Origin of the sequence: Bradyrhizobium sp. CCBAU 45394, from assembly GCF_028128655.1 — a bacterium.
GTDB classification, from domain to species: Bacteria; Pseudomonadota; Alphaproteobacteria; order Rhizobiales; family Xanthobacteraceae; genus Bradyrhizobium; species Bradyrhizobium diazoefficiens.
This window is the reverse complement of the sequence record NZ_LBIX01000175.1, coordinates 83,232-108,292: the sequence shown is the minus strand read 5'-3', so window position 1 is coordinate 108,292 and position 25,061 is coordinate 83,232. Positions and strand designations below refer to the sequence as shown.

At 65.1% G+C, this 25,061-nt stretch carries 26 protein-coding genes; 17 read left to right on the top strand and 9 right to left on the bottom strand.

From position 1 onward, the window contains the following. Window positions 1-86: 86 nt before the first annotated feature. Window positions 87-620, bottom strand: coding sequence for an invasion associated locus B family protein (locus WN73_RS35780; protein WP_028173706.1), 534 nt, complete (start codon window positions 618-620; stop codon window positions 87-89). 447 nt (window positions 621-1,067) lie between these two features. Here WN73_RS35780 and coxB point away from each other — a divergent pair, with 447 nt between their 5' ends. The 9 genes from coxB to WN73_RS35735 all read left to right on the top strand — a co-directional run bounded on the left by coxB (window position 1,068) and on the right by WN73_RS35735 (window position 8,152). Beyond that, on the top strand, window positions 1,068-1,907 hold the full coding sequence (coxB, locus tag WN73_RS35775) for a cytochrome c oxidase subunit II (RefSeq protein WP_011083989.1): 840 nt from the start codon (window positions 1,068-1,070) through the stop codon (window positions 1,905-1,907). 88 nt (window positions 1,908-1,995) lie between these two features. Further along, window positions 1,996-3,621, top strand: coding sequence for a cytochrome c oxidase subunit I (gene ctaD, locus WN73_RS35770; protein WP_011083990.1), 1,626 nt, complete (start codon window positions 1,996-1,998; stop codon window positions 3,619-3,621). 60 nt (window positions 3,622-3,681) lie between these two features. Further along, window positions 3,682-4,626, top strand: coding sequence for a heme o synthase (locus tag WN73_RS35765; RefSeq protein ID WP_011083991.1), 945 nt, complete (start codon window positions 3,682-3,684; stop codon window positions 4,624-4,626). Then, complete coding sequence (locus WN73_RS35760; RefSeq protein WP_011083992.1) at window positions 4,623-4,796, top strand: hypothetical protein; 174 nt, start codon at window positions 4,623-4,625, stop codon at window positions 4,794-4,796. The genes WN73_RS35765 and WN73_RS35760 overlap by 4 nt, the downstream gene beginning before the upstream one ends. Window positions 4,797-4,801: 5 nt before the next feature. Next, window positions 4,802-5,446, top strand: a complete 645-nt coding sequence (locus tag WN73_RS35755; protein WP_028173704.1) for a cytochrome c oxidase assembly protein — start codon at window positions 4,802-4,804, stop codon at window positions 5,444-5,446. A gap of 79 nt (window positions 5,447-5,525) precedes the next feature. Continuing rightward, window positions 5,526-6,422, top strand: coding sequence for a cytochrome c oxidase subunit 3 (locus tag WN73_RS35750; protein ID WP_011083994.1), 897 nt, complete (start codon window positions 5,526-5,528; stop codon window positions 6,420-6,422). Window positions 6,423-6,519: 97 nt separating this feature from the next. Further along, window positions 6,520-6,921, top strand: coding sequence for a DUF983 domain-containing protein (locus WN73_RS35745; RefSeq protein WP_011083995.1), 402 nt, complete (start codon window positions 6,520-6,522; stop codon window positions 6,919-6,921). Next, window positions 6,918-7,670, top strand: a complete 753-nt coding sequence (locus tag WN73_RS35740) for an SURF1 family protein (protein WP_028173703.1) — start codon at window positions 6,918-6,920, stop codon at window positions 7,668-7,670. Before WN73_RS35745 ends, WN73_RS35740 begins: the two co-directional genes overlap by 4 nt. Window positions 7,671-7,786: 116 nt before the next feature. Further along, window positions 7,787-8,152, top strand: coding sequence for a nuclear transport factor 2 family protein (locus tag WN73_RS35735; RefSeq protein WP_028173702.1), 366 nt, complete (start codon window positions 7,787-7,789; stop codon window positions 8,150-8,152). Here the strand turns inward: WN73_RS35735 and WN73_RS35730 are convergent. Next, window positions 8,149-9,489 carry a histidine kinase gene (locus tag WN73_RS35730; RefSeq protein ID WP_028173701.1) on the bottom strand — a complete coding sequence of 447 codons (1,341 nt, stop codon included), beginning with the start codon at window positions 9,487-9,489 and terminating at the stop codon, window positions 8,149-8,151. The genes WN73_RS35735 and WN73_RS35730 overlap by 4 nt on opposite strands. Window positions 9,490-9,575: 86 nt before the next feature. Between WN73_RS35730 and WN73_RS35725 the strand changes: the two genes are divergently transcribed. The 5 genes from WN73_RS35725 (at window position 9,576) to WN73_RS35705 (ending at window position 14,885) form a co-directional block, all read left to right on the top strand. Then, a complete protein-coding gene (locus tag WN73_RS35725) occupies window positions 9,576-10,220 on the top strand; it encodes a response regulator transcription factor (protein WP_011083999.1) in 645 nt (214 codons plus the stop codon). A gap of 548 nt (window positions 10,221-10,768) precedes the next feature. Beyond that, window positions 10,769-12,187, top strand: coding sequence for a threonine synthase (gene thrC, locus WN73_RS35720; protein ID WP_028173700.1), 1,419 nt, complete (start codon window positions 10,769-10,771; stop codon window positions 12,185-12,187). After that, a complete protein-coding gene (locus tag WN73_RS35715) occupies window positions 12,184-13,473 on the top strand; it encodes a M16 family metallopeptidase (RefSeq protein ID WP_011084001.1) in 1,290 nt (429 codons plus the stop codon). Before thrC ends, WN73_RS35715 begins: the two co-directional genes overlap by 4 nt. A 39-nt stretch (window positions 13,474-13,512) precedes the next feature. Further along, window positions 13,513-14,100: a GNAT family N-acetyltransferase gene (locus WN73_RS35710; protein WP_011084002.1), complete on the top strand. Its 588-nt coding sequence runs from the start codon at window positions 13,513-13,515 to the stop codon at window positions 14,098-14,100. A 131-nt stretch (window positions 14,101-14,231) separates the two neighbouring features. Next, entirely contained in the window at window positions 14,232-14,885 is a 654-nt protein-coding gene (locus WN73_RS35705; RefSeq protein ID WP_011084003.1) for a hypothetical protein, read from the top strand. Window positions 14,886-15,102: 217 nt separating this feature from the next. On the opposite strand, the gene WN73_RS35700 is transcribed toward WN73_RS35705, so the two are convergent. From WN73_RS35700 to WN73_RS35680, 5 genes are all read right to left on the bottom strand, one after another. Then, window positions 15,103-15,588: a F0F1 ATP synthase subunit B family protein gene (locus WN73_RS35700; RefSeq protein WP_011084004.1), complete on the bottom strand. Its 486-nt coding sequence runs from the start codon at window positions 15,586-15,588 to the stop codon at window positions 15,103-15,105. Window positions 15,589-15,593: 5 nt separating this feature from the next. Continuing rightward, complete coding sequence (locus WN73_RS35695; protein WP_028173699.1) at window positions 15,594-16,157, bottom strand: F0F1 ATP synthase subunit B family protein; 564 nt, start codon at window positions 16,155-16,157, stop codon at window positions 15,594-15,596. 62 nt (window positions 16,158-16,219) lie between these two features. Next, complete coding sequence (locus WN73_RS35690) at window positions 16,220-16,450, bottom strand: F0F1 ATP synthase subunit C (protein ID WP_007599451.1); 231 nt, start codon at window positions 16,448-16,450, stop codon at window positions 16,220-16,222. Window positions 16,451-16,503: 53 nt separating this feature from the next. Continuing rightward, window positions 16,504-17,253, bottom strand: a complete 750-nt coding sequence (locus WN73_RS35685; protein ID WP_011084006.1) for a F0F1 ATP synthase subunit A — start codon at window positions 17,251-17,253, stop codon at window positions 16,504-16,506. 111 nt (window positions 17,254-17,364) lie between these two features. Then, window positions 17,365-17,739: an AtpZ/AtpI family protein gene (locus WN73_RS35680; protein WP_028173698.1), complete on the bottom strand. Its 375-nt coding sequence runs from the start codon at window positions 17,737-17,739 to the stop codon at window positions 17,365-17,367. 359 nt (window positions 17,740-18,098) lie between these two features. On the opposite strand from WN73_RS35680, the gene WN73_RS35675 reads away from it, so the two are divergent. Together WN73_RS35675 and WN73_RS35670 are read left to right on the top strand one after the other, a co-directional pair. After that, a complete protein-coding gene (locus WN73_RS35675) occupies window positions 18,099-18,620 on the top strand; it encodes a hypothetical protein (RefSeq protein WP_028173697.1) in 522 nt (173 codons plus the stop codon). A gap of 143 nt (window positions 18,621-18,763) precedes the next feature. Continuing rightward, entirely contained in the window at window positions 18,764-19,237 is a 474-nt protein-coding gene (locus WN73_RS35670; RefSeq protein WP_028173696.1) for a secondary thiamine-phosphate synthase enzyme YjbQ, read from the top strand. Window positions 19,238-19,401: 164 nt separating this feature from the next. Here the strand turns inward: WN73_RS35670 and WN73_RS35665 are convergent, their stop codons facing one another. Next, on the bottom strand, window positions 19,402-21,027 hold the full coding sequence (locus tag WN73_RS35665) for an MFS transporter (RefSeq protein WP_171463736.1): 1,626 nt from the start codon (window positions 21,025-21,027) through the stop codon (window positions 19,402-19,404). A gap of 345 nt (window positions 21,028-21,372) precedes the next feature. Between WN73_RS35665 and WN73_RS35660 the strand changes: the two genes are divergently transcribed. Further along, on the top strand, window positions 21,373-22,044 hold the full coding sequence (locus tag WN73_RS35660; RefSeq protein WP_011084012.1) for a response regulator: 672 nt from the start codon (window positions 21,373-21,375) through the stop codon (window positions 22,042-22,044). A 5-nt stretch (window positions 22,045-22,049) separates the two neighbouring features. On the opposite strand, the gene WN73_RS35655 is transcribed toward WN73_RS35660, so the two are convergent. Next, a complete protein-coding gene (locus WN73_RS35655) occupies window positions 22,050-24,890 on the bottom strand; it encodes an ATP-binding protein (protein ID WP_028173694.1) in 2,841 nt (946 codons plus the stop codon). Between the last annotated feature and the right edge of the window lie 171 nt (window positions 24,891-25,061).

Here is a 25,061-nt window from a genome sequence, read left to right as displayed (position 1 = left end):
CTGGAGATGTGGGGCAAGATAATGGTTTCAGACCAGTTCCGCGAGGGCGCGAAGCCTCACATTACGGAAACAATAGGTCCAGCTGCCTACGGCAGCTTGTCGTACCCCTCACCCAGTCCGTTCAGGCTGAGCGGGAAGCCGATGCCTTCTTCCGGCGTCTCGAAAATGATGAAGGTCGCGGTCTTGGCGGTGCGGAGCTGGCCGAGCAGCTTGTCGTCCATGACGACCTCGGCGACGCAGCCATTGGGCAGGCAGCGCACGAAGCCGGCGCGGCCGACGTCCTGATTGTCGAGCTTCAGCCCGAGGCCGGAGGGTAGCAGGACGCCGAGGGGGGCGACCACGCGCATCAGGCGGCTCTTCTGGTCGGCGGTCTTGAGCACGATCACGGTCAGGCCGGCATTGGAGCGGTCTTCGGCCACGACGCTCTGGATCAGGGCGCATTGCTCGGCCTGGGCGCCCGGCGGGGTGTCGCAGCGGATCTGCCAGTCGCCATGGACGGAGCGCACCGCGCCCTGCGCATGGGCGAGGCTGGGTAAAGCAAGGAGAAGGGCGGCGGCCAGAAGGCCGATCAGCGCGTTGAGGCTGCTATCCGGCCTTGCCATGCATCTCGAAAGCCCCATCGGGGTCGGTCCCTCTGCTCGCTTGGGTCGCTTGCGCGGGTGGACTGATACGGAAATGACGGCGTCTTGAAGGCAATTCCCAAGCAAATTCCGCGCCGCCGAGGCCGCCGCCGCCGGCACGAATCAGGTTCCTGTGCGGCCGTTCGCCTGTGCCTACAACGGGCAATTCCGCTGTCAAGCCGCAGCATCCCGGGAAACGGTATTTTTGTCTGATGTTACTAGGAAATATCTTGCGGGTGATCGCTGGCAGATGGGGTTCAAGACTGCATTGCGATAGATCAAGAATTATGGTTTGAGAAGCTTGATTTCGGCGTTCTAGCGATCTGGCCCCAATTCCTCTTAGAGGTATTCTTGAGTGGCGGTTTGTCAGACGGACGGATCGAATAAGCGTTTCCCGGAAATAGGGGGACGCACCTGGGGTGATTTCGTAAGGGGAGCGCGAACGGCATGAGGATGTCGAAGGGCCGGGTAGGCCGGCATTTGCTGGGATTGGCCGTAGCTGGTCTGACACTGGCGACGGGCAGCGCGGCATTTGCCGAGCTTGGGCAGCCGGCGCCATGGGAGTGGACGCTCCAGCAGTCCGGCTCGCCGGTGATGGACAATATCGTCTGGTTCCACAACTTCCTGTTCGTGCTCATCGCGCTGATTACGCTGTTCGTTCTGGCGCTGCTGGTGGTCGTGGTCATCAAATTCAACGCGAGGGCCAATCCGGTGCCGTCGCGGACCACCCACAACACGCTGATCGAGGTGGCCTGGACGCTGGTTCCGGTGCTGATCCTGGTCGGCATCTCGGTGCCGTCGTTCCGCCTGCTGTTCCTGGAGCTCGACGTGCCGAAGGCGGACCTGACCATCAAGGCGACCGGCAAGCAGTGGTACTGGTCCTACGCCTATCCCGACAACGGCAAGTTCGAGTTCGACTCGCTGATGGCCCAGGACAAGCAGCCCCGCCTGCTCGGCGTCGACAACGAGATGGTGGTGCCGGTCAACAAGGTGATTCGTGTTCAGGTGACCGGTGCGGACGTCATCCACGCCTTCGCGCTGCCGGCGTTCGGCGTGAAGATCGACGCCATTCCGGGGCGACTGAACGAAACCTGGTTCAAGGCCGCCAAGACCGGCATGTTCTACGGCCAATGCTCGGAGCTCTGCGGCAAGGATCACGCCTTCATGCCGATCGCGATTCGCGTCGTGGAAGACAAGGAATTCGCCTCCTGGGTCGAAACGGCGAAGAAGAAGTTTGCGAGCGGTGGCACCGGCACCTACGCCTCCGCGGCCGGCCCGACGCAGTAGGCGTCGGGTAAAGGCTCGAGGGGACTGAAAGCGACATAAAGGGCGGGACCTCCAAAGGTCCGATTGGGACGCAAGGCAGGATTTGAAAATGGCAACCAGCGCAGCGGCACACGGCGATCACGCGCAAGACCACGGACATGACGAGCACGCCCATCCGACCGGATGGCGACGCTACGTCTATTCGACCAACCACAAGGACATCGGCACGATGTACCTGATCTTCGCGGTCATCGCCGGCGTCATCGGTGCCGCGATGTCGATCGCGATCCGTGCCGAGCTGATGTATCCGGGCGTGCAGATCTTCCACGAGACGCACACCTACAACGTCTTCGTGACCTCCCACGGCCTGATCATGATCTTCTTCATGGTCATGCCGGCGATGATCGGCGGCTTCGGCAACTGGTTCGTGCCGCTGATGATCGGCGCGCCCGACATGGCGTTCCCGCGCATGAACAACATCTCGTTCTGGCTGCTGCCGGCCTCCTTCGGGCTGCTGCTGATGTCGACCTTCGTCGAGGGCGAGCCGGGCGCCAACGGCGTCGGCGCCGGCTGGACCATGTACGTGCCGCTGTCGAGCTCCGGCCATCCCGGCCCGGCAGTCGACTTCGCGATCCTGTCGCTGCATCTGGCGGGTGCCTCGTCGATCCTCGGCGCCATCAACTTCATCACCACGATCTTCAACATGCGCGCGCCGGGCATGACCCTGCACAAGATGCCGCTGTTCGTGTGGTCGATCCTGGTGACCGTGTTCCTGCTGCTGTTGTCGCTGCCGGTGCTCGCCGGTGCGATCACCATGCTGCTCACCGACCGCAATTTCGGCACGACCTTCTTCGCGCCCGACGGCGGCGGCGACCCCGTGCTGTTCCAGCACCTGTTCTGGTTCTTCGGCCATCCCGAGGTGTACATCCTGATCCTGCCCGGCTTCGGCATGATCAGCCAGATCGTCTCCACCTTCTCGCGCAAGCCCGTGTTCGGCTATCTCGGCATGGCCTACGCCATGGTCGCGATCGGCGGCATCGGCTTCGTGGTGTGGGCGCACCACATGTACACGGTCGGCATGTCGTCGGCGACGCAGGCCTATTTCGTCGCGGCGACGATGGTGATCGCGGTTCCGACCGGCGTGAAGATCTTCTCGTGGATCGCCACGATGTGGGGCGGCTCGATCGAATTCCGCGCGCCGATGATCTGGGCCGTGGGCTTCATCTTCCTGTTCACGGTCGGTGGCGTCACCGGCGTCGTGCTGGCGAACGCCGGCGTCGACCGCGTGCTCCAGGAGACCTACTACGTCGTCGCGCACTTCCACTACGTGCTGTCGCTCGGTGCAGTGTTCGCGATCTTCGCCGGCTGGTACTACTGGTTCCCGAAGATGACGGGCTACATGTACAACGAGACGCTGGCGAAGGCGCACTTCTGGGTCACCTTCATCGGCGTGAACCTGGTGTTCTTCCCGCAGCACTTCCTCGGCCTGTCGGGCATGCCGCGCCGCTACGTCGACTATCCCGACGCGTTCGCCGGCTGGAACCTGGTCTCGTCGGTCGGCTCCTACATTTCCGGCTTCGGCGTCCTGATCTTCCTCTATTGCGTGATCGATGCCTTTGCGAAAAAGGTGCCGGCTGGCGACAATCCGTGGGGTGCCGGCGCGACCACGCTGGAGTGGACGCTGCCCTCGCCGCCGCCCTTCCATCAGTTCGAAGTGCTGCCCCGCGTGCAGTGAGCGATCACCCGCGGCGCCCATGACGGGCGCCGCGGCTCCATAACGAAGCGAGTTGATTTAGTGTCCGTCCTCGACCAGAACGCCGTCGACATCAATCCCCGCATCTCCGAAGCGGAGGTGGGCGACTACATTGCGCTGCTCAAGCCGCGGGTGATGTCGCTGGTGATCTTCACCGCGCTGGTCGGAATGGCGATGGCGCCCGGGCATTTCCACCCGGTGCTGGCGATCACCTCGCTGCTCTGCATCGCCGTCGGCGCCGGCGCCTCCGGGGCGCTCAACATGGCGCTCGAAGGCGATATCGACGCCAAGATGTCGCGCACGGCGAACCGGCCGATCCCGCGTGGCCGCATCACCCGTCCCGAGGCGATGACGTTCGGCATGACGCTCGCCTTCTTCTCGGTGATGACGCTCGGCATCCTCGTCAACTGGATCGCGGGCGCGCTGCTCGCCTTCACCATCTTCTTCTACGTCGTGATCTACACGATGTGGCTGAAGCGTTGGACCGCGCAGAACATCGTGATCGGCGGCGCCGCCGGTGCGTTGCCGCCGGTGGTGGCCTGGGCCGCGGTAACCGGCACGGTCGACGTCGAGCCGCTGCTTCTCTTCGCCATCATCTTCTTCTGGACCCCGCCGCATTTCTGGGCGCTGGCGCTGTTCCGCTCGGACGATTACGCGCGCGCCGGCATTCCGATGCTGCCCAATGTCGCCGGTCCCGATGCGACCCGCCTCCAGATCCTGCTCTACACGATCGTGCTGATCGCGGTGGCCGCCGCGCCCTGGGCGCTCGGCTATTTCGACGCCGTCTACGGTGTCGTCTCGCTGATCCTCGGCGCCGGCATGCTGGTGCTCGCGATCAACGTCTATATGCGCCGCGAGCGCAGCCAGTCGTTGCGCGCCACGCGAAAACTGTTCGCCTTCTCCATCCTTTACCTGTTCGCGCTGTTTGCGACCCTGCTGGCCGAGGTCGTGTTCCGGGCGCTTGCTCCGATGGCAGGGGGCGCATGATCGCGGTGGCGGACAAACCCGAGCCAGATGGAATCGTCCTCACCGAGGCGCAGAAGAAGAGCCGCCGTCAGCGCTCGATCGCGATCGCGCTCGCGCTCGGCGTGCTCGTGGTGCTGTTCTTCGCCGTCACCATGGTCAAGGGACCGGCAGTTCTAGTCCGGCCGATGTAGGGAAAATGGATCACGAGCCGACCATATCGCGGGATCAGAGCCGGACGGCCAGGAAAGGCGTCGGTAAGGGCCTCGGTCGTGACGTGCTGGTCGCCTCGATCTGCGGCGGCGTGGTGGCGCTGATGGTCGGCGCCTCCTACGCGGCGGTGCCGTTCTACAACTGGTTCTGCCGCGCCACCGGCTTCAACGGCACGACCCAGGTCGCCACCGCCGCGCCGGCCACCGGTCCGATCGCGCGGAAGATCGCGGTGCGCTTCGATTCCAACGTCGCGCCCGGTCTGCCCTGGAAGTTCGAGCCGGAGCAGAGCGAGATCGAGGTCAATATCGGCCAGGTCACGACCGTCTTCTACACCGTGACCAACCAGGCCGCGCGCACCACTGCCGGCCAGGCCGCCTACAACGTCGCGCCGCTGACGGTCGGGTCCTACTTCCAGAAGATCAACTGCTTCTGCTTCACCGAGCAGACCATGGCGCCCGGTGAGAAGCGCGAGATGCCGGTCGTGTTCTACGTCGATCCGTCGATCGCCGACGACCACGAGAACGACGGGCTCAGCACGATCACGCTGTCCTACACGTTCTACCCGGTGAAAGATCCGGCGGTGAAGCCGCTCGCGTCCGGGGAAGGCGACAAACGCAAGGGAAATCTCTGACCGCCGGGCTCACGCTCTGGGGGTTGGACACAAGGGGATAAGTGCCGGACAGGCACGGGATTGAGGAGAGAGACCGCAAATGGCTACCGCGCAAGGCAAGCATCACGACTATCATCTGGTCGATCCCTCTCCCTGGCCGGCGGTCGGTTCGCTCTCGGCCTTCATCATGGCGGTCGGCGCGATCGCCTGGATGCACCACATGTTCTCGGCCGCGCCGATCGTGTTCGGCGTCGGCACCGTCGGCGTGCTCTACACCATGGCGAGCTGGTGGGGCGACGTGATCAAGGAAGCCCAGTACAAGGGCGACCATACCCGCGTCGTGCAGCTCCATCACCGCTACGGCATGATCCTGTTCATCGCCTCCGAGGTGATGTTCTTCGTCGCCTGGTTCTGGGCCTATTTCAACGCGGCGCTGTTTCCGGCCGACGCTGTCCACGCCACCCGCGATGCCGTGTTCGGCTGCGGCCTCGGCACCGCGGCCGGAGCCTGCGCGGTCCCCGGCACCTGGCCGCCCCACGGCATCGAGACCTTCGATCCCTGGCATCTGCCGCTCCTGAACACGCTGATCCTGCTCACCTCGGGCACCACGGTGACCTGGGCGCACCATGCGCTGCTCGAGAACGATCGCCAGGGTCTGAAATACGGCCTGATCCTCACCGTCGTGCTCGGCGCGCTCTTCACCTGCGTGCAGGCCTATGAGTACAGCCATGCGGCGTTCTCGTTCGCCGGCAACGTCTATGGCGCGACCTTCTTCATGGCGACCGGTTTCCACGGCTTCCACGTGCTGGTCGGCACCATCTTCCTGCTGGTCTGCCTGTTCCGTGCCTATGCCGGCCACTTCACGCCGAAGCAGCATCTCGGCTTCGAGTTCGCCGCCTGGTACTGGCACTTCGTCGACGTGGTCTGGCTGTTCCTGTTCCTCTGCATCTATGTGTGGGGACACGGCGCCGAGACCATGGCCCACGGCGCGCACTGAGCAGCTTTGGATCGATCAGAAAGGGCGGCCGCAGGGCCGCCCTTTCGCTTTTGCGCCGCCGGAAGTTTCGGCGGAAACTGTGATAGAGTCCGCCATCATGAATGACACCGCCGGTCCACCCAAGTCCGAAACCACCGTCCTGCAAAGCGCGATGCGCGGGCTGGCCTGCAAATGTCCGCGCTGCGGCCAGGGCAAGCTCTATGCGGGCTTCCTGACGCTCGCACCCTCCTGCGACCGCTGCGGCCTCGACTATGCCTTCATCGACACCGGCGATGGCCCGGCAATCTTCATCATCATGCTCGCCGGTGGGATCGTCGTTGCGTGCGCGCTGATCGTCGAGGTCAAGTACCAGCCGCCGTACTGGCTGCATGCCGTGCTATGGCTGCCGCTGATTCTCGCCACCACGCTCTTGCCACTGCGCGCGATGAAGTCGCTGCTGATCGCGCTGCAATTCCACCACAAGGCTGCGCCGGGCCGGCTGGTCGACCGCGCGAAATGAACGAGACTGCGCGCAAGCCTCGCGTGGCCGGCTTTGCGCTGTTCACGCTTCTCCTGGCGGCCGCCTTCGTTGCCCTCGGCGTCTGGCAATTGCAGCGCCGGACCGCCAAGCACGCGCTGATCGCAGCACTCACCGAGCGTCTGGCGGCGGCACCCATTGCGCTGCCGCCGCCCGCACAATGGGCTGCGCTCAATCCCGCGCGCGATGAATTCCGCCGTGTCAGCTTCACTGCGACCTACGCCGCCTCGCCCGATGCGATGGTCTATTCGTCCGGCTCGGCCGTACGCAAGGACGCTTCCGGTCCCGGCACCTGGGCCTTCCTGCCGGCGCGGCTTCCGAGCGGCGAGATGGTCGTGATCGATGCCGGCTTCGTCGAGAACACGATGCAGGATCGCAGTGTCGAGGATCGCGCGGTGAAGAAGCTCGTGACCGGGCAGCCGGTCGCGCTCACCGGCTATCTGCGCTTTCCCGAACCGCCGGGCTGGCTGACGCCGGCGGAGAGCCGCGACAAGCGGCTCTGGTTCGTGCGCGATCATGTGGCGATCGCGAGCGCGCTCGGCTGGGGCACGGTTGCGCCGTTCTACATCGATCTGGAGCAGCCCGCGCCCGAAAATGGCATCCCGCGTCCGGGTCCGCTCGACGTGCATCTGAAGGACGATCACCTGCAATACGCCGTCACCTGGTTCGCGCTTGCAGGCGCGGTGCTGATCGCGTTCGGCGTCTGGGTGAGGGGACGTCGCTCGAGCTGAATCTTCCGTAGGTTCCCGGGAGGAACCCGTTATCACCCGGGGTTTACCATTCAGCGCGCATTCACGAGTGTGGTCCTAAGCCGCATGCAAAATTTCGCGGCAGACAGGATTACGGCGTGAGCGATTTCGATCAGATGGGAATTGTCGTCGATTGGGTGGATGCCTGCCGGAAGGGCGACCTCGCGACGCTGCTCGACCTCTATGCGGACGACGCGCAGATCGAATGCACGTGCAACGGCACGCAGCGTTATCGCGGCCGAGACGAGCTCGAAACCTACTGGGGGCCGCGGCTCAGCGCATTCTCGTCGGCCGGCTTCGGTCTCGAGGAGATCCATCCCGTGCCTGATGGCGTCGATCTCGAATATTCCGTCGCAGGCGCGCTGCGCATTCACGCCTCGTTTCGCTTCAGTGCGGAAGGCAAAATCGACAGCACGCTGTGCGCGCCGGCGCGACAGAACGCGCATCACGGCTGCCCGTGCTAGCTTTGCGCCGGCTCGTCGCGCGTCCCCTGCACGGGCAGACGGCAGCGCACATAGGTTCGTTCATCCGCGCGCAGCAATGACAGCGATCCGCTGAGCGCGCGCACGCGCTCGTGCATGCCGGTCAGACCCCGGCCGAACACGTTGCCCTCGAGAAATCCCCCGCCGTCGTCGGAGATCTCGATGGCGAGCGCGTCGCCTGATATGGCCGCCTGCACATGGGCATTGCGTGCTGCGGCATGGCGCAGCACGTTGGTCAGCGCCTCCTGGATCACGCGATAGACGGTCTGGGCCAGCGGCCCGTCGAGCCCGTTGAGACCAGGATCGACCGTGGCGGTCAGCCCGATATGCGGGGCCTGCTTGCGAAAGTTCCGGAGCAGCGTCTGCACGCTGGTTTCCAGCCCCAATTCCTCGATATAGAGCGGCCGCAGCCGGTCGAGGATGCGGCGGTTGGTCTGCTGGAGCGCTTCGACCGATTGCAGCACCTCCTGCGCCGTATTGCCGAGATGTCCCACCGGCGGCGAAGCCTCGATCAGGGCGATCGTGCCGGCGCGGATGCTGAACAGCAGGGGGCCGAGCTCGTCGTGCAGCTCGCGAGCGAGATCGCGCCGCTCGTCGTCCTGGAGCGACACCAGGCGGTGCAGCAGGTCGCGATTGTCCTGGCTTAGTCGCGCGAGCGTCGCCGCCAGCGCATTGGCCTCCTCGCAGCTCTGCCGGATCTCCGGCGGCCCTGCCACCGGGATCGGCGTCGCATAATCGCCGCGCCGTATTCGCGTGAGGCCTGCGCCCAGATTTTGCAGGGGGCGCAGTGCCGATTCCGCGAAGAGATAGGCGATCGTTCCGGTCAGCACCGTCAGCACGGCGATGAGGCTCGTCAGCGCCAGAAAACCGATCCATTTCTCGAACAGGTCGGCCGACAGGTCGGGCAGGAACACGAGATCGCCGACCCGCTTGCCGTCGATGATCAGCGGGGACGCCGCGTCCATGTCCGGGATGGTGAGCAGGTCGATGAACCATTGCGGCACGCTATGCGGCTTGCGCGGACCGGCCGTTGGCGAGGGCTCGGGACCCGCTTCGACAGGACGGAATTGGATATCGGAGGAGGTGCCCAAAGAATGGACAAAGGCGTCGAGCGTCTGCCGCGGATTGTCCGAGGCGCGCAGGGTGTTGTTGAGCGCCGCGGCGACCGCTCGGGCCGAATGTCGCCCCAATTCGTTCTCGTCGGCCAGCTGGCCGGTCGCAAAGCTCTGGAGCAGCACGCCGCCCATGACCAGCGCGGCGAGGAAGCTCACGCCGAGCGGAAGAAACAGTTGGGTTCTGAACGACAGGTGTTGCCACATTAGTTCAATTCTAACGCGTCCCGGCGGATTTCTCTCTTTCCATTTGTTCCCGCCGGTCTATGAGTTGAAAAACCAGAGAGCGCGCGATGCAAGATACCGCCAAGCCGGCGACCAGGGTCCTGATCGTCGACGACCATCCTGTGGTGCTGTCGGGTTGCCGAACCCTGTTCGCATCCGACCATTCGATCCGCATCGACGAGGCGATGGACGCCAAATCCGGCCATCGCGCCTATATCAGCAAGCGGCCCGACGTCACCGTGATCGACATCAGCCTGCCGGATGTCTCCGGGTTCGAGCTGATGCGGCGGATCCGCAAGGACGATCCTGATGCCAAGATCATCATGTTCAGCATGAACGACGATCCGGCCTTCGTGGTGCGGGCGGTCGAGCTGGGGGCGCAGGGCTATGTCTCCAAGGGCGATGATCCCCGGATCCTGCTGAAAGCGGTGCGCAAGGTGGTCGCGGGCGACAATTTCATCTCGCCGCAGCTGGCGGAGGCCGTGACGTTCTCCGGTGCCGCGATCAAGGCCAATCCGGCCTCGCAGATGACGCCGCGGGAGCTCGAGATCCTCCGCCTGCTCGGGCGCGGCGATAAGATCGTCGAGGTCGCCGAGGCGCTTGGGATCTCCTACAAGACGGTCGCCAACACCACCTCCCTGCTCAAGCAGAAGTTGGGGGCCAAGAACCATTCCGACCTGATCCGGATTGCGGTGGAAATCGGCATGAACTGACGTCCCGCCAGCGACCGAACCGGCTGCTCCAGGATGCAGCGGTTCGGCCGACGGATCGGCGACTCCGCCGGCCGGGCAATGCGTGGCCGACGGCGGACGCTATCCGCCGACACAATGGACTGCGGCTGCGTTCGTTCCTGCCGCGATCAAGGGTTCAGGAAGAAATGGCAAAGCCGGCCTTGTGGCCAGTATGCGGACGGGTATGCGGCGTTCATACGCGTCGGGAAAAACAGGAACATTTGTCGTCGCGCCCGGTTTTCGCCCTTGACGGTCTGAGGACAGGCGACGAAAGCTTGCGCGAGCAGTTTTAGCGGGCAGGCGCCCCGGACGAGCCAAACTGGTCTGCACATATCAACGACAGACCTTCCAAGAGAGGGCTGCGGCATTGCCGCAGCCCTTTTCGTTGCAAAGGGTGCGGGCGGGAAGCGGTTTCCCGATGCCGCAAAACACTTTATGGTGGCCCAAAGCCTCTGGCTGTTAATCAGGAATATCGTGAAATCAAAGGCTTACGGATCAAGCTTCGGCTTGGCCGGCCTTTGGAGGGCAGTTTGACTCGTTATATCTCGACCCGGGGCGAGGCCCCCGAACTCGGCTTCTGCGACGTGATGCTGACCGGGCTTGCCCGCGACGGTGGCCTGTATGTGCCGGCGACATGGCCGCAGCTCTCGGCTGACACGATCGCCGGCTTCTTCGGCCGCCCGTATTGGGAGGTCGCCGTCGACGTGATCCGTCCCTTCGCCGGAGGCGAGATCACGGACGCCGAGCTCGGCCGGATGGCGAACGAGGCCTACGCCACCTTCCGCCATCCCGCGGTGGTGCCGCTGCGCCAGATGTCGCCGCACCAGTTCGTGCTGGAGCTGTTCCACGGCCCGACGCTCGCCTTCAAGGACGTGGCGATGCAGCTCATCTCGCGGCTGATGGACCATGTGCTCGCCAAGCGCGGCCAGCGCACCACCATCGTGGTCGCAACCTCCGGCGACACCGGCGGCGCTGCGGTCGAAGCCTTCGCGGGGCTGGAGAACGTCGATCTCATCGTACTGTTCCCGCACGGCCGCATCTCCGAGGTGCAGCGGCGGATGATGACGACGACGGGCGCGGCCAACGTGCATGCGCTCGCCATCGAAGGCACGTTCGACGACTGCCAGGCCCTCGTGAAGGGAATGTTCAACAACCATCGCTTCCGCGATGCGACCTCGCTGTCCGGCGTCAATTCCATCAACTGGGCGCGTATCGTTGCCCAGGTGGTCTATTACTTCACCTCCGCCGTTGCCGCCGGCGCGCCGGCGCGCGCGGTGGACTTCGTCGTGCCGACCGGCAATTTCGGCGACATCTTTGCCGGCTACGTCGCCAAGCGCATGGGTCTGCCGGTGCGGACCCTGCGCATCGCCGCCAACGTCAACGACATCCTGGCGCGGACGCTGAAGACCGGCATCTACGAGGTGCGCGAGGTGCACGCCACGGCGTCGCCGTCGATGGACATCCAAATCTCCTCGAACTTCGAGCGGCTGCTGTTCGAAGCCGGCCGGCGCGATGCGGCCGGTGTGCGCCGTCTCATGGATTCGCTGAAGCAGTCCGGGCGCTTCGTGCTGCCCGATGCGACGCTCGCCGCGATCCGCGAGGAGTTTGACGCCGGGCGCGCCGACGAGACCGAAACCGCGGCCGCGATCCGCGCCGCCTGGCGTGAGGCGGGCGAGCTGGTCGATCCCCATACTGCGGTCGCGCTCGCGGTCGCCGATCGCGACACCACCGACACCACGGTGCCCAGCATCGTGCTCTCCACCGCGCATCCGGCCAAATTCCCCGACGCGGTCGAAGCGGCCTGCGGCCAGCGGCCGCAACTGCCGGCCTGGCTCGACGGCCTCATGACCAAATCCGAACACATGAAGGTGATGAACAACGATCAGGCCGAGGTCGAGCGGTTCGTGCTGTCGGTCAGCCGTGCCGCAAAACAGGGAGTTGCCGGATGAGCGTCGAGATCTCCAAGCTTGCGTCCGGCCTCACCGTCGTCACCGACAAGATGCCCCATCTCGAGACTGCGGCGCTCGGGGTCTGGGCCGGCGTCGGCGGACGCGACGAGAAGCCCAACGAGCACGGCATCTCGCATCTCCTCGAGCACATGGCGTTCAAGGGCACGACCAAGCGCTCCTCGCGCGAGATCGTCGAGGAGATCGAGGCTGTCGGCGGCGACCTCAATGCCGGCACCTCGACCGAGACCACGTCCTATTATGCGCGGGTGCTGAAGGCCGACGTGCCGCTGGCGCTCGACGTGCTCGCCGACATCCTGGCCAATCCCGCCTTCGAGCCCGACGAGCTGGAGCGCGAGAAGAACGTCATCGTGCAGGAGATCGGTGCCGCGCAGGACACGCCCGACGACGTCGTGTTCGAGCATCTCAACGAGCTCTGCTATCCCGACCAGCCGATGGGCCGCTCGCTGCTCGGCACCGCCAAGACGCTGCGCGCCTTCAACCGCGACATGCTGCGCGGCTATCTGTCGACGCATTATCGCGGGCCCGACATGGTGGTGGCGGCCGCCGGCGCGGTCGATCACAGCCAGGTGGTCGCCGAGGCCGAGAAGCGCTTTGCGAGCTTTGAAGGAACGCCGGGCCCGAAGCCGCAGGCCGCCCAGTTCGGCAAGGGCGGCGCCAAGGTCGTGCATCGCGAGCTCGAGCAGGCGCATCTGACGCTGGCGCTGGAAGGTGTGCCGCAGAACGATCTGTCGCTGTTCTCGCTCCAGGTCTTCACCAACATCCTCGGCGGCGGAATGTCGTCGCGGCTGTTCCAGGAGGTGCGCGAGAAGCGCGGCCTCTGCTACTCGATCTACAGCTTCCACGCGCCCTATACCGATACCGGCTTCTTCGGCCTCTACACCGGTACCGATCCGGCCGATGCGCCGGAGATGATGGAAGTCGTGGTCGACGTCATGAATGATTCGGTGGAGACCCTGACCGAGGCCGAGATTGCACGGGCCAAGGCGCAGATGAAGGCGGGCCTCCTGATGGCGCTGGAGAGCTGCTCCTCCCGTGCCGAGCAGCTCGCCCGCCACGTCCTGGCCTATGGCCGGCCGCAGACGGTGCAGGAGCTGGTGGCCCGGATCGACGCCGTCAGCGTCGAATCGACCCGGGACGCGGCGCGTGCACTGCTTTCGCGCAGCCGCCCTGCGGTTGTCGCATTAGGCAGTGGCAGGGGTCTGGACACGGCGGTGTCTTTTGCGGAAGGATTGACCCGGGCACGTGCCAAGGCGCGACTGCATTAGGAGCCGCGCGTGGGCTGATCCGCCCCGGGAAGCATCACCATGGCCCTCTTTCGCCTGCCATCCAGTGGACCCGCCGCCCTCGCGCCGCGCGGCAACGGGCTTTTGCTGCGTGCACCGCAGATGTCGGACTTCCTGCAATGGGCTCACTTGCGCGAGTCCAGCCGCGATTACCTGACGCCCTGGGAGCCGATCTGGCCGTCGGACGATCTGACGCGCTCCGGCTTTCGCCGCCGCCTGCGCCGCTATTCCGAGGATATCGCCGCGGACCGCTCCTACCCCTTTCTGATCTTCCGTGAGCTCGACGGCGCCATGGTCGGCGGCATAACGCTCGCCAATGTCCGGCGCGGCATCGTCCAGGCCGGCACCATCGGCTATTGGGTCGGCCAGCCCCACGCCCATCGCGGCTACATGACGGCTGCGCTGCGGGTGCTGCTGCCGACGCTGTTCGGCGAACTCAACCTGCACCGGGTCGAGGCTGCCTGCATCCCCACCAATGCACCGTCGATCCGGGTGCTGGAGAAGTGCGGCTTCTCCCGGGAAGGGCTGGCGCGCCGCTATCTCTGCATCAACGGGGTCTGGCAGGACCATTTGCTGTTCGGTCTGCTGCACGAGGATTTCCGCGGCTGAGCCGGTCGGTTCGTACGGCCAAAGTCTCCGGCGTCCTGCCTTTTGCTGCCTTGGGTTCGCCGATTTTGGCGATATAACGCGGCGGGAAGGCTGGCGATCGGCCGGATTGTTGTCATGGAGTATGGGCGTTGATGGTGCACGAGCTTCGGTCATCGCGGAATGCGTTGCGGCGGGGGACAGCGGTCGCGCTGGCGTTGTCGGTTGCGTTCGCGTCCGTCTCGCCGGTGGCGGCCCAGTCGTTGAGCGACCGCTTCAAGAGCCTGTTCGGCGGCAAGTCCGACGAGCCGGCCCAGCCCAAGCCGGCGCCTGCGCCCGGACAGCCGGCCGACGACGATGTCGATTGCCCGCAGGTCACGGTGCGCGCCGGCGCCTCTACCTATGCGGTCGGAGCCACCGGCAAGCCGGCCGTCGGCAATGAGGTCCGCTTCCAGGCCACCATCACCAAGATGGCGCGTGAATGCGTGCGCAACGGCGGCGACATCACAGCCCGGATCGGCGTCCAGGGCCGCGTCATCGCCGGTCCCGCCGGCGCGCCTGCTAGCGTCGAGGTTCCGCTGCGCGTCGCGGTGGTGCAGGGCGGCGTCGGCGAGAAGGTAATCGCCTCGAAGGCCTATCGGACCACGGTCGGGATGTCGGAAGGCGGCAGCGTGCCCTTCACCTTCGTCGCCGAAGATCTGTCCTATCCGATCCCGTCGGCCGCGACCGCCGATTCCTACGTCTTCTACGTCGGCTTCGACCCGCAGGCGCTGTCGCCCGAGCCGAAGGCAAAGCCGAAGAAGAAGTAGGGTCTCGATCTCGGCTGGCACCGCAATTTCAGCTGTCATCACCCGCGAAAGCGGGTGATCCAGTATTCCAGAGACGTCAGCGGTCTACGGAAGGGCCGCGGCGTACTGGATGCCCCGCCTTCGCGGGGCATGACATCCAATTTGCGGCCACGGCGCCCGACAAACAAAAAAGCCGGCGCTCATCGCGCCGGCTTTTTGATTGATGAGGCGTTCGCGCTCAGTTCAGCTTCTGCCGAACTTCGCTGATGCTCTTGGCGAGCAGGTCGTCGGCGACCTGGCCCTTGACCGACTGCGACAGGATCGTGGAGGCGGCCTGGACGGCGGCTTCCGCGGCTGCGGCACGGACATCGGCCACCGCCTGGGCCTCGGCGAGCGCGATCTTGCTCTCCGCGGTCTTGGTTCTGCGGGCCACGAAGTCTTCCATCTTCGCCTTGGCCTCGGTCGCGATGCGCTCGGCTTCGACCTTGGCGTTGGCGATGATGTCGGCAGCCTCGCGCTCGGCCGTGGCACTGCGCGCCTTGTAGTCGGCGAGCACCTTGGCCGCCTCCTGCTTGAGGCGCGTCGCGTCGTCGAGCTCGGCCTTGATGCGCGCGGCGCGATGGTCGAGCGCGGTCATCGCAGACTTGAAGACCCCGAGATAGCCGAACACGACCATCAGGATCACGAAGGCGATGGCGACCCAGGTTTCAGGATCGAAGAACATCTCGATTAACCTTTCAGGGACGCATCGACCGCGGCATTCACTGACGCGGCATCGGGAACGACGCCGGTGAGCTGCTGCACGATCTGGCCTGCCGCATCGGCCGCGATGCCGCGGACGTTGCTCATGGCGGCTGTGCGGGTCGAGGCGATGGTCTTCTCCGCCCCGGCGAGCTTGGCCGCCAGCTGCTCTTCCAGGGCCTTGCGCTCGGCTTCCGCCTGCGCATTCGCCTTGTCGCGGGATTCATTGCCGATCGCCTGCGCCCGCGAACGCGCCGAAGCGAGTTCGCTTTCATAGGCCTTCAGCGCCGCGTCGGACTGGTCCCTCAGCGTCTGCGCCTCGGCGAGGTCACCCTCGATCTTGTTCTGACGCGCTTCGATCGCCCCGCCGACCTTCGGCAGAGCGAGCTTGGACACGATCACGTAAAGCACGACGAAGAAGATCGCGAGCGACACCAGCTGCGAAGCATAAGTGCTGCTCTCGAACGGCGGAAAGCCGCCACCGTGACCGCCTTCGGCCCCGGTGTGGGCGCCCGCCGCTGGACCCTTCGCCCCGCCATGACTCTCAGCCATGGAGTACTCCTGTTGCTGTCATGCGCGCCGCTTCGGTCGAAGCGGCGCGAAGAACGTCGTCCTCAGAGCGGAACGAACAGCAGCAGCAGCGCGATCAGCAGCGAGAAAATGCCGAGCGCTTCGGTCACGGCGAAGCCGAAGATCAGGTTGCCGAACTGGCCCTGAGCGGCCGAGGGGTTGCGAACGGCCGCGGCGAGGTAGTTGCCGAAGATCACGCCCACGCCGACGCCCGCACCGCCCATGCCGATGCATGCGATGCCCGCGCCGATAAGTTTTGCTGCTGCCGGATCCATTTTAGACTCCTTGGAAGAAAGATTGGGTTGTGGGTGGAAATTCCCCGGACCGCTCAGTGTCCCGGATGAATGGCGTCGTTGAGGTAGATGCAGGTCAGGATCGCAAACACATAGGCTTGCAGGAACGCGACCAGAATCTCGAGGGCGTACAGCGCGACCGTGAGCGCCAGCGGCAGCACGCCGCCGACCCAGCCGAGGGCGCCGAGCGAGAAGCCGAGCATGGCGACGAAGCCCGCGAACACCTTCAGCGCGATGTGGCCGGCAAGCATGTTGGCGAAGAGACGGACGCTGTGGGAGACCGGCCGCAGGAAGAACGACAGGATCTCGATGAACATCACCAGCGGCAGGATGTAACCGGGGACGCCGTGGGGCACGAAGATCGAGAAGAATTTCAGGCCGTTCTTGGCAACGCCGTAGATCAGGACCGTGAAGAAGACCAGCAGCGCCAGGGCTGCCGTCACAATCAGATGGCTCGAGATCGTGAAGGTATAGGGAATGATGCCGATCAGGTTCGAGACGCAGATGAACATGAACAGCGAGAAGATCAGCGGAAAGAACTTCATGCCTTCCGAGCCGGCGGTCGAACGGATGGTCGACGCGACGAACTCGTAGGAGATCTCGGCGACCGACTGAAGGCGCCCGGGAACCAGCTGCGCACCGCTGGCAAGCATCAGCAGCGAGATGATCGCCACGGCGATCAGCATGTAGAGCGATGAATTGGTGAAGGCGATCGTCTGATGGCCGATATGGCCGATCGTGAAGAGAGGCTCGATGTTGAACTGGTGGATCGGGTCGATTTTCATCAGCGCGGCATCTCTTGGTCTGCCGGGCAATGCCGGCGGGTCTCGGTCTGCCGGCCGGGCCGGCCCGTACCGGCAAAGCCGGCACGATCATTCCTCTCCTGAGCGGATCGCTTAAGAACCACCGCGCCTGTTTTGACCTGCCCCTGCCGTTCTCACCACATTCACCACGCCGGCGACGAAGCCCAGCAGCAGGAACACGATAAATCCGAAAGGCGACGTCGACAGCAAGCGGTCGAAACCCCAGCCAATCCCCGCTCCGACGACGACCCCGGCGACCAACTCCGAAGATAACCGGAAACCAAGCGCCATCGCCGAGGCTCTGGCCGCTCTGTCTCCATCGTCACCTGCGGGTTGCTCGGTCTTGACGTGGCGGCCGCGAAGTTCGGACAACCGCTGATCAAGATTTCCGAGCCGTTCGGAAAGCGCAGCTTCCTCGGGCGATCTATCGCGATCTCCATTCTCGCCGTGTCCCGTGCCCTGTGTCATGCAACGAAGACCCGAAACGCCGCGGCTGAATGGAAATTACGCCCGCCACCCTCAAAAGCCGCGCGGACCATACTGATGGCCCATAATCAAGTCAAGCCAAGTCACGATTGCGTCGCTTTCTGTTATGTGTCTGATTTATTTGACGATATCGGCGCACGCGGCAGCGCTGCACACAGCGTGACGCCGCACCGCAGCAGCTCCTCTCATGATCGGTGGATGCGGTCGCCATTTCGCCGTGCTGCCGGGATCAAACGGGCGGCCGTAATCGTTGATTCCGGGCGAGTGTTTTTGGCGGCGGATGGCCTTGCCGGGGTGTAGAATTGCAGATGTGCCACCTGCGCGGCGTGGCGGAGAGTGCGATGAGACCAGCGACGTCGTCCACAACATCATGGCTTTCGGCAGCGGCGCTGGCCGCGGTGATGGCCAGCAGCGGCGGTCTCGTTGCCGCGCAATCCGCGCCCGACGGCGAAAACGGCCGCTACAGCATGACGCCGATCCCCGAGGGCGTGCTGCGGCTCGACACCCGCACCGGCACGGTGTCGACCTGCACCAAGAACGGCGCCGGCTGGGCCTGCTACGCGGTGCCCGACGAGCGTGCCGCGCTCGACGCCGAGATCGGCCGGCTCCAGACCGAAGTCGAGAAGCTGAAGGGACAGCTCGCGGCGGGACCGACCGTGTCGGGCAAGATCGACGAGGCGCTGCCGAAATCCGACCCGCTCAAGAAAGCCGATCCGAAGGTCGCCGAGGGCGACCGCAAGATCGAGATCCCGCTGCCGAGCGACCAGGACGTCGATCGTGTGATGTCGTTCCTGGAAAAGGCCTGGCGTCGGCTGATCGACATGGCCAACCGCGTGCAGAAGGACGTGTCGGGGAGGATCTGAGTTTGTCGTCCTGGCGAAAGCCAGGACACATACGGCGCGGCCTCTCGGTTCATTCTCGAAGCGCGTTGCCACCTTTTGCCGTCACGCGCATTCGGGGTAATGAGTCCTGGCTTTCGCCAGGACGACGTTACGAGAGAACCTCCATGACATCAGCCAGATCCGTAACCCGCTCGGCGCCATCCTCGGTGCAAGCCACCATTATCTCATCGTCGCTGCTCACCGTGGAGACGCAGGGGCGCGGCTTCACGGACCTGACCCGCGAAGCAGCGGCGTTCATTGCCGAGGCCCGCGCGCGCGAGGGCGCGCTGACGCTGTTCATCCGTCACACCTCGGCCTCGCTGACGATCCAGGAAAACGCCGATCCCTCCGTGCTGGTTGATCTCACCACCGCGCTGTCCAGGCTCGCGCCGGAGAACGCCGGCTGGACCCACGACACCGAGGGGCCGGACGACATGCCCGGACATATCAAGACCATGCTGACGCAGACCTCGCTTCAGGTCCCGGTCCTGAACGGCAGGCTCGCGCTTGGCACCTGGCAGGCGATCTATCTGATCGAGCATCGCGCCCGCCCGCACCGGCGCGAGGTGGTGCTGCAATTCATCGGCGCCAATCAGTAGAGCGTTTTCGAGCGAAGTGGATCCCGGTTCGCGTAAAGAAAACGCGTCAAAACAAGAATCGAGAACTTCGGTTCTGTTTCCAATCAGAACCGAAGCTCTCGGCCCAAAGCAAAACCGGCCGCGGAGACCGCGGCCGGTTGGTGTTGGTTGATCGTTGCTTGCGATCAGGTCGCCTTGATGTCCACGTCCTTGGTCTCGGGCAGGAACAGGAAGCCGATCACGACGGTGATGGACGCGAAGATGACCGGATACCAGAGACCCGCGTAGATATCGCCGGTCGAGGCCACGATGGCGAAGGCGGTCGCCGGCAGCAGGCCGCCGAACCAGCCGTTGCCGATGTGGTAGGGCAGTGACATCGAGGTGTAGCGGATGCGGGTCGGGAACAATTCGACCAGCATCGCGGCGATCGGGCCGTACACCATGGTGACGAAGATCACGAGGATGAACAGCAGTCCGATGGTCGCGGCCACCTGCGGACGGAAGATGTCGAACGGATGCGCCATCTTCACGATGCCGGCGTCGCCGGTCTTCGGATAGCCGGCGGCCTGCACGGCGGCGAGAACCGCAGGATTGCTGTCCTTGGCGTTCGCGTAGGCAACTTCCTTGCCGTTGACCATCACCTTCACGCCGGAACCGGCCGCACCCGATGTCGTCGAATACTTGACCGACGACTGGGCGAGGAAGGCGCGTGCGGTGTCGCAAGGCGCGGTGAAGACGCGGGTACCGACCGGGTTGAACAGGTCGCCGCAACCCGCGGGATCGGCCACCACCTCGACCTTGGCCTGCTCGATGGCCTTTTCCAGCGCCGGGTTGGCGTTGGAGGTGATCATCTTGAAGATCGGGAAGAAGGTCAGTGCCGCGATCAGGCAGCCGCCGAGGATGATCGGCTTGCGGCCGATCTTGTCGGAGAGCATGCCGAACACGATGAAGAAGCCGGTGCCGAGCAGCAGCGACCAGGCGATCAGGAGGTTGGCGGTGTAGCCGTCGACCTTCAGGATCGATTGCAGGAAGAACAGCGCGTAGAACTGGCCGGTGTACCAGACCACGCCCTGGCCCATCACGCCGCCGAGCAGCGCGAGCAGCACCAGCTTGCCGTTCTGCCAGTTGCCGAAGGCTTCCGTCAGCGGCGCCTTCGAACTCTTCCCCTCGTCCTTCATCTTCTGGAAGATCGGCGATTCGTTGAGGCGGAGCCGGATCCAGACCGAGATGCCGAGCAGCAGCACCGAGACCAGGAACGGGATGCGCCAGCCCCAGGCCGCGAAGTCGGCTTCGCCGATCGCGGAGCGGGTGAACAGGATCACCAGCAGCGACAGGAACAGGCCGAGCGTTGCCGTGGTCTGGATGAAGGAGGTGTAGTAGCCGCGCTTGCCGTTGGGGGCATGCTCGGCGACATAGGTCGCCGCACCGCCATATTCACCGCCGAGCGCGAGACCCTGGGCAAGGCGCAGCGCGATCAGGATGATCGGGGCCGCGATGCCGATCGTCGCCGCATTCGGCAGCAGGCCGACGATGAAGGTCGACAGACCCATGATCAGGATGGTGACGAGGAAGGTGTATTTCCGGCCGACGATGTCGCCGATGCGGCCGAACACGATCGCGCCGAACGGGCGCACCAGGAAGCCCGCGGCGAATGCCAGCAGCGCGAAGATATCGCGGGTTGCCGGCGGGTAGGCCGAGAAGAACTGCGCGCCGATAATGCTGGCCAGCGAGCCGTAAAGGTAAAAATCGTACCACTCGAAGACGGTACCCAGCGAGGAGGCGAGAATGACGAACCGTTCGTCCTTCGTCATCCCTCCCACGCCAGCTTGAGACACAGCCATTGTCGACATGTTGAGTCGCTCCCCGAAAAATGCGTTTCCTCGCGCCCCAGACGCCCGGTCATGCCGGATCAACCCAGGTCTTGGCTCCAAGGTAACATCGGCGTGAAACCCGCCCCAATACGACTTTCGGCCTTGCGCGCTGACGCGCGCCTGACGGCGCGGTATCGGGCGCCGCTGCGCAGCCGCGAAGACTTCCGGATTAACCCCTTTGCAGCAAAGGGATAATGTGCACTTGCATGCCACGGCCGGTCAGGGAAGAATTGGCCAGCCGTGGCATCGACTCGCCAGCCGGTAGCGAATGACAGCAAGAGAACGATGAACGCTCCCTCGACCCATCTCGTCATTGCCGATGATCATCCCCTGTTCCGCGATGCGCTGCGGCAGGCGGTGGCGAGCGTCCTGACCTCGGCCAGGATCGACGAGGCCGGATCGTTCGAGGATCTGACCAAGCTGCTGGAGCAGACCTCCGACGTCGACCTGATCCTGCTCGATCTCTCGATGCCCGGGATCTCCGGCTTTTCCGGCCTGATCTATCTGCGCGCGCAATATCCGGCGATCCCGGTGGTGATCGTCTCGGCCTCCGACGACAGCGCCACGATCCGCCGCTCGCTCGATTTCGGCGCTTCCGGTTTCATCCCCAAGCGTTTCGGCGTCGAGACGCTGCGCGACGCCATCCTCAAGGTGATGGAGGGGGACGTCTGGGTTCCCGCCGACACCGACCTGTCGGCCGCCACGGACCCCGACATGACGCGCCTGCGCGACCGCCTGGTGACGCTGACGCCGCAGCAGGTCCGGGTCCTGATGATGCTGTCGGAGGGACTGCTCAACAAGCAGATCGCCTACGAGCTCGGCGTCTCCGAGGCGACCATCAAGGCGCATGTCTCGGCGATCCTGCAAAAGCTCGGGGTCGAGAGCCGGACCCAGGCCGTGATTGCGGCGGCGAGGATCGCCGGCGGCCAGTGGAAGCAGGGCACGTCGACGGGGTGAGCCCGCTACAGTGTGGCCAGGAGCGCGCTGGCCGCCCTGATATCCACCGTCTCGGAACCTTCGACGAAGCCTTCGAGCGCCGCCTGGAGCAATCGCTTTGCGTCCTCGCGGCCGTGCCGTTCGGCAAGCAGCTGCACAAGATCAATCGCCGCTCGCAGCTCCCAGGCTTTCGCAGCCTTGCCCCGGCTGAGCTCCAGCGACTGCATGAGGCAGGTCTCCGCTTCCCCGGTTTTCGGCTCCGGGAGCGACAGCAACACCTTGGCCCTCATGCGCAGCAATTCGGGCATATAGAGATGATCGCCGCCTTGTTCGACGAGGCGGATCGCATCGTCGACCAGGTGCGCGCTCTGCTCGACCTGCCCCAGTGCCAACAAGCCCTGGACCAGCGCGATGTTGAATGTCGTGGTAAGCAGCTCGTAACCGGCATCGTGAAGCTCGAGCAGGCAGGCCCTTATCGTCTCGACGCCGCCTGCGGCGTCGCCGCGCCGGATCGCCAGCTCGCCTTTGACGCCGCGGCCGACCGAGAGATAAGGGCCCATCGAACGCGAGGTGGCATGCGCGATGAAGTGGTCGATGCTCTCTTCCGCATCGTCGAGCTCGCCGCTCCAGAGCTCGATCGAGACCAGCCATATCAGCGCGATGCAGAGCGTGATCGGATGGTCCATCTGGGCGGCTTCGGTGACCGTCTGTCGCGCCAGCTGCCGCGCATCCCCGGGCCGGCCCTGCAGCCAAAGCTCTCGCGCGAGCGAGATGCCGGCCCGGTTGCGGTGATCGAAGCCATGGACCGTGCTGATCCGTTCGGTACCCGGACCCTGCCAGGCAGCCTCCAGCATGTTCAGCGCGTCGCGATGCTCGCCGGCCAGATGCAGCGAGACACCCAGGAGCGAATGGGCCAGTCCGAGGGACGCGGCATCGCCCAGCGTTTCGGCGACTGTGAGGCTCTGCCGTGCGTAACCAAGCGCGGCATCGAACTGCCCCATCCGCTCGTGGAAGATATGCATGCGGCCGAGCAGCTGAAGCTGGTTCGGCGCGTCGCCGCGCGCCTCCGCGATCGCGAGGCTTCTGCTCAATGCGCCGCGCGCCGCTTCGCTGCCGCCGCGCGTGAACATCAGGGTCAGTCCCAGGGCGGCCTGGATGTGCATTTCCTCGGCGCCGCCGCGCGTGGACGGATCGATCGCAAGCAGCGCCCGTTCCGACCAGCGCCGGCATTCGATCAGCAGTGACATTGCGAGAAAGATGGGAGCTGCCGCAGCGGCGAGCGCAATGCCGATGCATGCATCGCCGTTCGCGCCAAAACACCAGTCCAGCGCGGCGCGCACGTTGTGCAGCGCGGAGAAGTGGACCGCGCGTTCGTCGGCGCTCGGCACCGTCGCCCATGTCGTGCCGGCCTGTTCCAGCCATCGCCGGTAGTAGGTCGCGTGGCGGGCGGCGAGCGCCGCGTCGTCAGGCTCGATTTCGAGCAGATAGGCGCGCGTCGTGTCGAGCAGCCGGTAGCGCATCATGGCGCCGATCGGTCGCGGAGCGACCATCGACTTGGCGACGAGGCTGTCGATGGCGTCGAACAGGCGGGCGCGGTCGACACGGTCGTCCGGCACGACCTCGAGCGCCGCGTCGATGGTGAAATGGCCGGCGAAGACCGCGAGCCTGCGCAGCACGAGGCGCTCGCTGCCGGACAGCAGCCCGTAGCTCCAGTCCAGCGTCGCCTGCAATGTCTTCTGCCGCGGCGGCGCGGTGCGCTGCCCCTGCCACAGCAGATTGAGGCGTTCGTCGAGCAGCGCCGCCGTTTGCTCCAGGCCGTAGGCTTCGACCCGGCCGGCAGCGAGCTCGATCGCCAGGGCCATGCCGTCGAGCCTGCGGCAGATGCCAGCGACGATCGCCGCATTGCCATCGTCGAGCGCGATCTGCGCGCCGCCGGCGGTCGCCCGTTCGAGGAACAGCTGAAGCGCGGGATAGGTCTGCGCGACGGCCGCCGTCAGTCCGGCATCGTCAGGCGGAACGGCAAGCGGCGCCAATCGATAGACCTGCTCGCCCTCGACGCGCAGGGCTTCGCGGCTCGTGGCCAGGATATGGACATGCGGCGCGGCGTGGAAGATCTCCGCCGCCAGCGGCGCTGCGGCGGCGATGACGTGCTCGCAATTGTCGAGGATCAGCAGCATCCTCTTGTCCCGGAGATGCGTGAGCAGCGCGGGCATCGGGTCGTCAGTCTGGGCTGGCAGACCCAGCATCAGCAGGATCGAGGTGATCACGAGATCGGGATCGCTGAGCGCAGCAAGATCAACAAAGTGCGCGGCGTCGGCGAAGGTCGCGAGCAGGTCGTGAGCGACCGCCACCGCAACGGCGGTCTTGCCGACGCCGCCCGGGCCGACGATCGTGACGAAACGCGAGGTGATGAGCTTGTCCGAGATGGCCGCGACCACTTCGTCGCGTCCGACCATCCGCTGCAGCCGGTTCGGCAGCTTCACGGGCGGCGGTTCCATCCGCGGCGCGGGGCGCCGCTCTGCCGGAACATCCGTTTGCGAGATCGGCGCCACGAAGCAATAGCCGCGGCCGGAGAGCGTGGTGATGTAGCGGGCGCCGTCCTTGCCGTCGCGGAGGACCTTGCGAAGCGCTGCGACATGAAAGCGCAGATTGGCCTCCTCGACGGCCATGCCGGGCCACACCAGCGCCATCAGGTCCCATTTGCTGACGACCTCGTTCGGCCGCGATATCAGCGCGATCAGCGTGTCGAAGGCTTTCGTGCCGAGCGGCAGCGCGACGCCGTCGCGCGTCACGAGCCTTTCATGCGGTGTCACGGTGAATGGCCCGAACGACAGGGGTCCTGCCGTAGGCGCAGCCGGCTCAGTCATGGCGAGATCTAGGTCCTTGCGAATGGACCGGATAGCCAGATGATTGCGATCCGGCAAGGCCGCTCACGCATCGGCGTCAGACCGCGCATGCAGGCCTCATGAGGCACGCAGGCGGAGATCTCACAATTTCTCACAAGTCCAAACGGGTGTCCTGCGACAGCCGCTGCTAGT